Origin of the sequence: Methylobacterium sp. WL18 (assembly GCF_008040015.1) — a bacterium.
GTDB classification, from domain to species: domain Bacteria; phylum Pseudomonadota; class Alphaproteobacteria; order Rhizobiales; family Beijerinckiaceae; genus Methylobacterium; species Methylobacterium mesophilicum.
In genome coordinates, this window is record NZ_VRVD01000121.1 from 1 (window position 1) to 9,845 (window position 9,845).

Here is a 9,845-nt window from a genome sequence, read left to right on the forward strand (position 1 = left end):
GCCGCGGCCCCGCCGGTCGCAACGCCCGAGACCGGCCTCGGCCCCGTGACCAAGCTGCCGCTGCCGCGCTATGCCAGCCTGAAGACCGATCGCGTCAACCTGCGCGAGGGTCCCTCCAAGGATCACCGCACCCTGTGGGTGTTCCAGCGGGCCGGCCTGCCGGTGGAGATCGTCGGCGAGTTCGAGACCTGGCGGCGGATCCGCGATTCGGAGGGTACGGAGGGCTGGGTCCTGCACTCGCTGCTCTCGGGGCGCCGGACCGCCATCGTCAATGCCGGGCCCGACAAGGGCGCCGAGAAGGCCGCGATCTCGCTACGCGCGAAAGCGGACGAGGGCGCGGCGGACGAGGCGCGGCTCCAGACCGGCGTGATCGGCAACGTGAAGACTTGCAGCAGCGGCTGGTGCCGACTGATCGTGACCCTGCCGAACCGCCGGGACGTGGACGGCTACATCCGCCAGAACCGCCTCTGGGGCGTGTATCCGAACGAAGTGGTGGAGTAGGTTTTTCGGTTTTTCGGGAGGGGCGCCCGGCAACGCCGTTCGGCTTGATCCGCCGAGCCCCTCTGCGCCGCGCCTCCCACCCACCTCCTCATCTGAGGTGGCGGCGCGCAGCGTCGCCCTCGAAGGAGCCCTCCAGAACCCGCGCACCTCCTTCGAGGCCTCCGCTACGCTCCGTCGCCTCAGGATGAGGGAGAGGGGGTGGAGTGTCGGTGCGTGATACGGTCTGCTGCGGCTCGGTTGAGGACCGGCCGGCGATCGCCTTCGCGAAGCGCGGCTTAGGCCTCGTCCCGCGCCCGCGCTGAGATGCTCATACCCAGCTCATGCAGCCCGTGACGCGCCGCTTCTCCCGTGCGGGCGAGGGTTGGGGTGAGGGGACAGGTCTCTCCGGAAAGTTCGCATCCCTCGCCCTGTCCCTCTCTCGAACGGGAGAGGGGACCCGCGACTCTTCCGGCCAGAACCGAACCGCAACAAAAAAGCCGCCCGAAACCGGGCGGCTCGACGTCAGGGTAAGCGGCTGAAGCCGCCCCGAAAGAACTCAGCTCTGGCGGCGGGAAGCCGGGCGGCTGCGACGCAGGCGGACGATCACCTCGACCCCGGCGATCTCCATGCCCTCGGGGGCCTCGGGGAGGGAATCGACCGTGATGCCGCAATCCGGCATGTCGATCACCTGATTCTCGTCCTCGAGATAGAAGTGGTGGTGCTCGCTTGGGTTCGTGTCGAAATAGGCCTTCGAACCGTCGAGTGCGAGTTGGCGGAGGAGACCGGCCTCGGTGAACTGATGCAGCGTGTTATAGACGGTGGCCAGCGAGACCGGCACCTTGGCGCGCATAGCTTCGTCGTACAGCATTTCGGCGGTCAGGTGCCGGTCGCCGCGGCCGAACAGGAGCCAGCCCAGGGACAGACGCTGACGGGTCGGCCGCAGGCCGGCCCTGCGCAGACGGTCGCGCAGATCGGACAGCGGACAGCCGCGACGCGGCATGCCGTTGGCTTCCAGCTGGGGGGCGGGGACCCGGCCGTTGAGGATCGCCTGTAGGGGCAGCAGTTCGGACATTTCGGGACTGAACGCTCGACGAGGACCCTGAAGGAATGGGATTCGTCATACTATACGGAAGTGGACATGCGGTCGCAACCCGAGCCGGCTCACACACCCACCGAAGGCGTTGACGGCTTTGAAGGTGCTGCGCCCCGTGCTAACCCGCGCGCCGAACGACCGGGCGCCTGTCGCGTATCGTGTGTCCGCCCGCCAAGACAATCCAGAGGAAACAGCGACCTTCATGCCGCAAGACGCCGAGACGCCAGACCAGGCCGCGAGCCGCAAGTCGCACTATTCCTATGAGGATCTACTGGCCTGCGGGCGCGGCGAACTCTTCGGCGCCGGGAATGCGCAGCTGCCGCTGCCGCCGATGCTGATGTTCGACCGGATCACCAGTATCGGCCAGGAGGGCGGCGCCCACGGCAAGGGCCACGTCACCGCCGAACTCGACATCCGCCCCGACCTCTGGTTCTTCCCCTGCCACTTCCAGGGCGACCCGGTCATGCCGGGCTGCCTGGGGCTCGACGCCCTATGGCAGATGCTCGGCTTCCATCTGGGCTGGCTCGGCTCCCCCGGCCGCGGCCGGGCGCTCGGCGTCGGCGAGGTGAAGCTCGCCGGTCAGGTGCTGCCGTCGATGAAGAAGGTCGTCTACAACGTGGACGTCAAGCGGGTCCGCCAGGGCAAGCTGGTGCTGGGCATCGGCGACGGCTGGCTCGAGGCCGACGGTGCGCGGGTCTACCAGGTCCAGGACATGCGGGTCGGCCTGTTCCAGAGCTGATCGAGCCGCGGTCCGGGGGCGTCTTTCGCATCGCGGCGGCAACGCCCGGCGCCCTCGGCAGTTGAGATTATGTCCGCGTCACCTTAGCTGACCGGGACGCGGCCCGGGCGACCGATGCCGCGACGGAGGAATCGTCACGACCATGCGCCGCGTCGTCATCACCGGGATGGGCATCGTCTCATCCATCGGCAACACCACGCAGGAGGTGCTCACCTCCTTGCGCGAGGCACGCTCGGGCATCGCGCGCGACGCGAGCTACGCCGAGCACAATTTCCGCAGCCAGGTTTCCGGCAAGCCCAGCCTCGATCCCGAGGGCGTGGTCGACCGGCGCGCCATGCGATTCCACGGCGGCGGCTCCGCCTGGAACCATGTCGCGATGGATCAGGCGATCCGCGACGCCGGCCTGGAGCAGGCCGAGATCTCGCACGAGCGCACCGGCATCATCATGGGCTCCGGCGGTCCCTCGACCCGGATCATCGTCGATGCCGCCGCGATCACCCGCGACAAGGGCCCGAAGCGGATCGGTCCGTTCGCGGTCCCGAAGGCGATGTCCTCGACCGCCTCGGCGACACTGGCGACCTGGTTCAAGATTCGCGGCGTGAACTATTCGATCTCATCGGCCTGCGCGACGTCCAACCACTGCATCGGCAACGCCGCCGAGATCATCCAGGGTGGCCGGCAGGACATCATCTTCGCCGGCGGCTGCGAGGACCTCGACTGGACGCTGTCGTCCCTGTTCGACGCCATGGGCGCCATGTCGTCGAAGTACAACGACACCCCGGCCCGGGCTTCGCGCGCCTACGACGCCAACCGGGACGGCTTCGTCATCGCCGGGGGCGCGGGGGTGCTGGTTCTCGAGGAACTCGAGCACGCCAAGGCCCGCGGCGCGCGGATCTACGGCGAAGTCGCCGGCTACGGCGCCACCTCGGATGGGCACGACATGGTCGCCCCCTCGGGAGAGGGCGCGGTGCGCTGCATGCGTCAGGCGATGGAAGGCCTGAAGGGTGCCCGGATCGACTACATCAACCCGCACGCGACCTCGACGCCGGTCGGCGACGACAAGGAAATCGAGGCGATCCGGGAGGTGTTCGGCCGCGGGGAGGATTGCCCGCCGATCTCGGCGACCAAGTCGCTGACCGGCCACTCGCTCGGCGCCACCGGCGTGCAGGAGGCGATCTACAGCCTGCTGATGATGGAGAACGGCTTCATCTGCGAGAGCGCCCATATCGACACGATCGATCCGGCCTTCGCCGACATGCCGATCCTGCGCCAGCGCCGGGACGAGGCCAAGCTGGGCCACGTCCTGACCAATTCGTTCGGCTTCGGCGGCACCAACGCCACGCTGGTGCTGAAGCACGTGGACGCTTGACTGTCTCTTTTCGGAACCACCGCGACGGGGGCGGCGTTGACCGTCCGTTGAATGGGGTGGTGACGATGGGTACGTTCCTGATCGGAGCACTGAGCGGCCTGATGATCGCAGGCTTCGCGGCGATCTACGCCAAGCAGGCGCTCATCGAGGAAGCCCGCTCTCATACGGACGGGTATTTCTAGGCCGTCTTTCCACCCCACGATGAACGCCCCGCCCGCCGGCGGGGCTTTTTTTTGCCCGATGCGGAGGTCGGTGCGGTTTGGATCGCGCGGCAAGCCGCGTTAAGGCACCTTCGTCGCGATCCGGACAATCGCATCGCGACCCGTCGCCGGTCCTCGGCGGCGGCGTGCTCGTACGGAATGTGAGTCGGCATGACAGGTTTGATGGCGGGCAAGCGCGGCCTGATCATGGGCGTCGCCAACGATCACTCGATCGCCTGGGGCATCGCCCGGACCCTCCACGCCCACGGCGCCCGCCTGGCCTTCACGTATCAAGGCGAGGCACTGGGCCGGCGCGTCGCGCCGCTGGCGGCGCGGCTCGATTCCGATATCGTCATGCCCTGTGACGTGGAAGACCTTGCCTCGGTGGATTCCACCTTCGCGGCCCTCGACGAGCGCTTCGACGGCGAACTCGATTTCGTCGTCCACGCCATCGGCTTCTCCGACAAGGCGCAGCTCAAGGGCCGCTACGTCGACGTCACCACCCGCGAGAACTTCGCCCGGACCCTGACGATCTCGTGCTTCTCGTTCACCGAGATCGCTCAGCGCGCGGCCAAGCGCATGAAGACCGGCGGCTCTCTGCTGACCCTCACCTACGGTGGCTCGACCCGGGTGATGCCGAACTACAACGTGATGGGCGTGGCCAAGGCCGCGCTGGAGGCCTCGGTACGCTACCTGGCGAGCGATCTCGGCCCGGACGGGATCCGGGTCAACGCGCTCTCGGCCGGCCCGATGCGGACGCTGGCCGGTGCCGGCATCGCCGACGCCCGCCTGATGTTCAACCACCAGGCAGCCCATGCTCCGCTGCGCCGCACCGTCAGCCTCGACGATGTGGGCGGCTCCGCCCTCTACCTGCTGTCGCCGCTCTCGGGCGGCGTCACCGGCGAGGTCCATTTCGTGGATGCCGGCTTCAACATCATTTCGATGCCGCGCCCCGACGTGCTCCAGGCCCAGGACGCGGCCGGCGTCGTCGGCGACGCCTGAACCGAGAGCCGGCTACTCCTCGGGGACCCGCCCAGGCGGCACCGGTCCACGGCCGCGCGAACGCTCGCCCCGGACCGATTGACGTTGTCGCTCGATCCGGACCTCGTCGGGGCTCGGAGGCGCCGACGGGTAATTCGAAGCGAACGGGTTCGGCGGCGCAGACCGCGAAGAACCGCCGAAGAGGGAGTCGAAAAAGCCCTCCTCGGCGTGGACATTCGTCGAAGCAACGAGGAGGCCGAGGGCCAGGATCGGTCGAAGCGTCGTCATCATGGGCCGCCCATAGCTCGACTTTCCGGCGGATCGGAGGCCGGTCGGGAACCCGGCGGCGCGCGATGTGTTCGCGCTCAACGAATCCAAGCGCGTACAGGAGTCGAGATGTCCGAGGTTACCTATCGCATCGTCGAGCACGATGGCGGCTTCGCCTACAAGGTCGGCGACGTGTTCTCCGAGACCTTTCCGAGCCGCGAGGAGGCGCTTCAGGCAGCCCAGGCCGCCGCCGCCGAGCAGCAGGTTCCCGGTTCCACAGAGGGCATCCGCTACCAGGACAAGGCCGGCAGCTGGCACGACGAGACCGCGCAGGGGAGCGACCGCCCCCGCGCCAAGGTCGTCGACTAGGCCGATCCGGCGGATCGACGGGCAGTACCATGGCGCGCGCGAGGGCCATGACGCGGGGGGCGGGGCATAAGGCCCCGCCGAAGCCGGAGGCGTCTCCGAAGGGGGCGAGACCCAAAGGCGCGCGCCGCACCACCCCGTCGCCCGAGACGCTGGCTGCCCTCGGGCCGGATCGTCTCATCGGTCTCATCCTGGGCGAGACCGCGCGCAACCCCACCTTCAAGAAGCTGGTCACCGCGGCGCTCGCCGCCCTGCAGGGGCCGGATGCCGTCGCCGCGATGATCGACCGGCGTCTGACCGCACTGGAATCTGCGCAGGGCTACATCGACTGGCAGAAGCGCAGGGCCTTCGCGGCCGATCTCAACACCACCGTGACCGTCATCGTCGACGAGCTGCGCCCCCTCGATGCCGGCGCCGCCCTGGAACGGCTCCGACGGTTCCTGGACGGCGCCGACGCCGTGCTGAACCGGGTCGACGACAGCACCGGTGCCGTGCAGGGCGTCTACGAGCGAGCCAGCGACGCCTTCGTGGAGACAGCAGCCAACCTGCCGCCAGCCGCGGCCGCGCAACTCGCTACCAGCCTCGTCGGCCCATTCACGACCGACCCGTTCGGTCCCCTGGGTACTCTGCTCCGCGAGATGACCCCGACCCTCGACGAGGACGCCCTTTCGGAAATCGATGCTGCCCTCGCGGAGGCAGCTTCCGGGATGGCGAAGGGCGGCGAAGCGCGGAACGAGGCTGCATACCGCCGAATCGCCGCCCGCGGCCAGATCCTGCGCCTGCGCCAGGTGATCGCCGACCGGCGCAACGACACCGATGCCTTCATTGCCATCGAGACGGAGATCGCTTCGGGTGGTGAGGACCGCGTGTCGATCGCGCGGCGGCTGCTCTCTGCCGGCCGCCTCGAGGAGGCCCTGGACTGGATCCGGCGCAAGCGGGAGAAGGGTCCGCGCATCGTGACGCGGGCCGACCTGATCGCCGGCTACGATCCGCGTGGTCCGGAGCGCGAGCGGCAGGCGCTGGAGATCGACATCCTCGACGCGCTGGGCCGGAGCGATGCGGCGCAAGACCTGCGCTGGGCTCTCTTCGAGCGCGACCTCGATGTCCCGATGCTGCGCGCCTACCTGGCCAAGCTCCCGGATTTCGAGGACGAGGAAGCGCTCCTGAAAGCGTTGGATCACGCGGAAGCCTTCGCCAATCCGCACAGGGCCCTCGCCTTCATGGTAACTTGGCCGGATCTCGCCCGGGCCGCCGCGCTGGTCGAGAGGAACCGAAAGGTCTGGCAGGGCGAGCACTACTCCGTGCTGGCCCCGGCCGCGGACGCGTTGGTCCAGGATCATCCGCTGGCGGCCACGATTCTGTATCGGCGGCTGCTCGACGGCATCCTCGAGGCCGGCCGGAGCGCCGCGTACACGCACGGTGCCCGCTACCTATTGGAACTCGACGGCCTCGCCGAGCGCCTCGATGCGGGTTCAATCAGCCCGGCACCGGCCGCCTACCGGGACGCGCTGCGACGTGATCACGGCCGCAAGCACGCCTTCTGGGGTTTGCTCAGGGATTGAGCGGCTCCGGTTGACCAACGCGAGCGTCGCGATAGCCCGACAACGCAGGATCTTCAGTCGTTTCGCCATCATGCCGAGAACGGGATGGCAGCCCGCTATGGCGCGTCCGACACTTCGATGGCATCGACCCGGTCGGGATAGAACGCCACGTGGCCCGCGATCTCCGCCACCGCCGGAAACGGCGCGTCATAGCTCCACACCGCCTCGGGTCGCCGCGTGCCGTCGACCACGAGGTCGAAGTAGCGGGCATCGCCCTTGTAGGGGCAGTGGCTGGTGCGTGAAGTGGGCACGAAATGGTCCGCCCGGATGTCGGCCCGGGGGATGTAAAACACCGCTTCGTAGCTGGATTCCTTCAGGCGCAGGGCCTGACGCGTGTCGGCGACGGGTACGCCCGCCACGAGAACGCGCACCCGGCGCGCCTCCGCCGTGATCGTGATCGGATGGTCGGCGCTCGGGCTTTTCATGGCGTTCTTCCGGGTTCAGGCTTCAGTTCGACGGTACCGAGGGCGTCGGCCAGGCGTGATTTGGCGGTGCCGGGCCGAAGCGGCTTCTGCTGGCTCTCGTGCGGCACCCAGCCCGACAGCCACAGCACCTCGAAGGTCGCCCGCACGCGCCCGTCCGGGTCGGAGAAGCGCTCGGCGTAGGCCTCCGCGGTGCGCACCAGGGTCGTCCGGCGCAGGGGCGTGCGCCGGCGCTCGGTGAGCACGTTGGTCATGCCCATCGCCCGCAAATCCCGCATCAACCCGAACGCGTCGGCATAGCGCACCGTCAGGGTGTCGGTGTCGGCCACCGGCAGGGCGAAACCCGCCCGCTGCAGGAGGGCCCCGGCCTCGCGAACCGCCGCGAACGGCGCCACCCGCGGGCTGATCCCGCCCTCGATCTCGCTCTCGGCCTGGGCGAAGCTCTGGCGCAGCTCGGTGAGGGTGGCGCCGCCCAGCAGGCACCCGAGGAACAGGCCGTCGGGCCGCAGCGCCCGGCGCAGCTGGATCAGCGTGCCGGGCAGGTCGTTGACGGCCTGAAGCGCCAGCAGCGAGACCGCGAGGTCGAGGCTTCCGGCCGCCAGGGGCAGCAATTCCGGATCGCCGACGATCATCAGGTTCTTCCCGCCCGGTGCGGGCAGGGCTGCCAAGCGGAGATGCGCGGCCTCAGGGTAGCGCGCGGCAAGTGTCGGCGCGGCACCGCCCCCCGGCGTCGCGAGGTCCAGTACCGTCGCGAAATTGCGCAGCACCGCCCCGAGGCGATCGTCCATGTCCTCGACGACGCGGTCGAGCAGGAAGCCGGCATAGCCGTTCCGCTCGGCTCGAGCGAGGCGCGTGCGGGCGAGGGCGGTGTCGAACAGGGCGGCAGGGGAATCCATGGCGAACCAGATGGCGCTTTCGAACCCATCCTGCCAGCATCCTCGAAGACGCCTGTGAAGCCGGTCGATCGCCGTCACACACAGAGCCGTGAGGCGGGCTAACGTGGTGGAACGACTCGGCGGGGTCGCCGTTCCTGCTGCGACTGGCCGCAAGGCCGAGATTCGTTATGGAGTGCAGGTCATGAAGCGCATCCTCGTCGGAGCCGCAATGGCGCTGGCCACCCTCACCGCCGCGGGCGGCGCCGAGGCGAAGGGCTGCATCAAGGGCGCGATCGTCGGCGGCATCGCCGGCCACTATGCCGGCCATCACGGCCTGATGGGTGCCGCCGCCGGCTGCGCCATCGGTCGCCATCGGGCGAACGCCAAGGCCCGGGAGATGGACCAGCAGGTCGATCAGCGGGGCGCGCGTCCCGTCTCGGCCCGCTAGCACCCGTTTGCGACCCGAATGACGGCTCTCAAAGCCGTCGCATCGGCCCTGCGCGGCTTGCCGCGCGGGGCCGTTTCGCTGATCTACCCGCCGACCTGCGCCGGCTGCGGCGCCGCCACGGCCGATCCCGGAGCCCTGTGTCCGGCCTGCTGGACCGGCCTGCGGCTGATCGAGGAGCCTCTCTGTCCGCGCTTCGGCACGCCGTTCGCGGTGGATCTCGGCGTTGGGCCTCTGCTTTCCCCCCGCGCCATCGCGGAACCGCCGGTCTTCGGACGTGCGCGCGCCGTCGCGCTCTACGACGATGTCGCCCGCCGCCTCGTCCACCGGCTGAAATACGAGGATCGCCTCGACCTGTCCGGCGTGATGGGCCGGATGATGTCTGCGAGCGGCCGGGCCCTGATCGCCGAGGCGGATTGCGTCGTCCCGGTGCCGCTGCACCGTTGGCGGCTCTGGCGTCGCCGCTTCAATCAGGCCGCCCTTCTGGGCCGGGTGATCGCCCGGGGCGCTGGCCTTCCGTTCGAGCCGTCCGCACTCGTCCGCGTGCGGGCGACCCGCTCGCAGGTCGGCCTGAGCCGGCCGGCCCGGGCCGAGAACCTCAGCGGTGCCTTCCGGGTGGACGCCGCCCAGGCGCACCGGATCCGCGGCCGGAAGATCCTGTTGATCGACGACGTCATGACGACCGGGGCGACCGGCAATGCCGCGTCCCGGGCGCTGCTGCGCGGCGGGGCGGCATCCGTGGACGTGCTGACCTTCGCGCTGGTCGGCGACACGGCCGGCTGAGGCCGTTCAGGCGGTGGCTCGCTCGCGGTGCGGGAAGCTCACCGCTAGGGTGAAGTCGAACGCCTCCGCGATGGTCTCGTGCCAGAGCGAGAACGGCGTCGGCCGGGCGAGATGAAGCGCGCCCTCGGTCTCGGTCCCGGCGCGCTGCAGCGCTGCGCCCTGCTTGGCCGCCAACCGCAGCATCGGCCCGTTCCCGGACAGGCAGCGGACGTGCAGGTCGGCCA

The 9,845-nt window shown here is 69.4% G+C and carries 12 protein-coding genes and 1 pseudogene; 9 read left to right on the top strand and 4 right to left on the bottom strand.

Annotation, left to right across the window (positions count from 1 at the left end):
- Positions 1–501 (top strand): SH3 domain-containing protein (locus FV228_RS11615; RefSeq protein WP_147854767.1); only part of this gene is annotated, 501 nt, incomplete at its 5' end.
- A gap of 535 nt (positions 502–1,036) precedes the next feature.
- Here the strand turns inward: FV228_RS11615 and irr are convergent.
- The gene (gene irr, locus FV228_RS11630) at positions 1,037–1,552 is read right to left on the bottom strand and encodes a Fur family transcriptional regulator Irr (protein WP_147854769.1); all 516 of its coding nucleotides are present in this window, start codon (positions 1,550–1,552) and stop codon (positions 1,037–1,039) included.
- A gap of 223 nt (positions 1,553–1,775) precedes the next feature.
- Between irr and fabA the strand changes: the two genes are divergently transcribed.
- The 6 genes from fabA to FV228_RS11660 all read left to right on the top strand — a co-directional run bounded on the left by fabA (position 1,776) and on the right by FV228_RS11660 (position 7,057).
- Positions 1,776–2,312 (top strand): 3-hydroxyacyl-[acyl-carrier-protein] dehydratase FabA, encoded by a 537-nt coding sequence (gene fabA, locus FV228_RS11635; RefSeq protein ID WP_147854770.1) that lies wholly within the window; start codon positions 1,776–1,778, stop codon positions 2,310–2,312.
- Positions 2,313–2,454: 142 nt separating this feature from the next.
- A complete protein-coding gene (fabB, locus tag FV228_RS11640) occupies positions 2,455–3,681 on the top strand; it encodes a beta-ketoacyl-ACP synthase I (RefSeq protein WP_147854771.1) in 1,227 nt (408 codons plus the stop codon).
- Positions 3,682–3,740: 59 nt separating this feature from the next.
- Positions 3,741–3,863 (top strand): hypothetical protein, encoded by a 123-nt coding sequence (locus FV228_RS34795; protein ID WP_281406487.1) that lies wholly within the window; start codon positions 3,741–3,743, stop codon positions 3,861–3,863.
- Positions 3,864–4,052: 189 nt separating this feature from the next.
- Positions 4,053–4,883 (top strand): enoyl-ACP reductase FabI, encoded by an 831-nt coding sequence (gene fabI, locus FV228_RS11645; RefSeq protein WP_147854772.1) that lies wholly within the window; start codon positions 4,053–4,055, stop codon positions 4,881–4,883.
- Positions 4,884–5,258: 375 nt separating this feature from the next.
- Positions 5,259–5,498: a DUF2188 domain-containing protein gene (locus FV228_RS11655; protein WP_147854774.1), complete on the top strand. Its 240-nt coding sequence runs from the start codon at positions 5,259–5,261 to the stop codon at positions 5,496–5,498.
- A 29-nt stretch (positions 5,499–5,527) separates the two neighbouring features.
- Positions 5,528–7,057: a DUF6880 family protein gene (locus FV228_RS11660; RefSeq protein ID WP_238260383.1), complete on the top strand. Its 1,530-nt coding sequence runs from the start codon at positions 5,528–5,530 to the stop codon at positions 7,055–7,057.
- Between the two features lie 95 nt (positions 7,058–7,152).
- Here FV228_RS11660 and FV228_RS11665 read toward each other — a convergent pair whose 3' ends face one another.
- Both FV228_RS11665 and FV228_RS11670 read right to left on the bottom strand, forming a co-directional pair.
- On the bottom strand, positions 7,153–7,521 hold the full coding sequence (locus tag FV228_RS11665; RefSeq protein WP_147854776.1) for a DUF427 domain-containing protein: 369 nt from the start codon (positions 7,519–7,521) through the stop codon (positions 7,153–7,155).
- A complete protein-coding gene (locus FV228_RS11670; RefSeq protein ID WP_147854777.1) occupies positions 7,518–8,414 on the bottom strand; it encodes a methyltransferase domain-containing protein in 897 nt (298 codons plus the stop codon). The genes FV228_RS11665 and FV228_RS11670 overlap by 4 nt, the downstream gene beginning before the upstream one ends.
- 181 nt (positions 8,415–8,595) lie before the next feature.
- On the opposite strand from FV228_RS11670, the gene FV228_RS11675 reads away from it, so the two are divergent.
- On the top strand, positions 8,596–8,841 hold the full coding sequence (locus tag FV228_RS11675) for a hypothetical protein (RefSeq protein WP_147854778.1): 246 nt from the start codon (positions 8,596–8,598) through the stop codon (positions 8,839–8,841).
- Between the two features lie 18 nt (positions 8,842–8,859).
- Complete coding sequence (locus FV228_RS11680; RefSeq protein ID WP_147854779.1) at positions 8,860–9,621, top strand: ComF family protein; 762 nt, start codon at positions 8,860–8,862, stop codon at positions 9,619–9,621.
- 6 nt (positions 9,622–9,627) lie between these two features.
- On the opposite strand, the pseudogene FV228_RS11685 reads toward FV228_RS11680, so the two are convergent.
- Positions 9,628–9,845 (bottom strand): annotated as a pseudogene (locus FV228_RS11685) (GNAT family N-acetyltransferase); the annotation flags it as partial.

Excerpts from the sequence above, each read along its gene's own strand:
- irr (WP_147854769.1), bottom strand. The coding sequence starts at position 1,552 with ATGTCCGAACTGCTGCCCCTACAGGCGATCCTCAACGGCCGGGTCCCC.
- fabA (WP_147854770.1), top strand. The coding sequence starts at position 1,776 with ATGCCGCAAGACGCCGAGACGCCAGACCAGGCCGCGAGCCGCAAGTCG.
- fabB (WP_147854771.1), top strand. The coding sequence starts at position 2,455 with ATGCGCCGCGTCGTCATCACCGGGATGGGCATCGTCTCATCCATCGGC.
- fabI (WP_147854772.1), top strand. The coding sequence starts at position 4,053 with ATGACAGGTTTGATGGCGGGCAAGCGCGGCCTGATCATGGGCGTCGCC.
- FV228_RS11655 (WP_147854774.1), top strand. The coding sequence starts at position 5,259 with ATGTCCGAGGTTACCTATCGCATCGTCGAGCACGATGGCGGCTTCGCC.
- FV228_RS11660 (WP_238260383.1), top strand. The coding sequence starts at position 5,528 with ATGGCGCGCGCGAGGGCCATGACGCGGGGGGCGGGGCATAAGGCCCCG.
- FV228_RS11665 (WP_147854776.1), bottom strand. The coding sequence starts at position 7,521 with ATGAAAAGCCCGAGCGCCGACCATCCGATCACGATCACGGCGGAGGCG.
- FV228_RS11670 (WP_147854777.1), bottom strand. The coding sequence starts at position 8,414 with ATGGATTCCCCTGCCGCCCTGTTCGACACCGCCCTCGCCCGCACGCGC.
- FV228_RS11675 (WP_147854778.1), top strand. The coding sequence starts at position 8,596 with ATGAAGCGCATCCTCGTCGGAGCCGCAATGGCGCTGGCCACCCTCACC.
- FV228_RS11680 (WP_147854779.1), top strand. The coding sequence starts at position 8,860 with ATGACGGCTCTCAAAGCCGTCGCATCGGCCCTGCGCGGCTTGCCGCGC.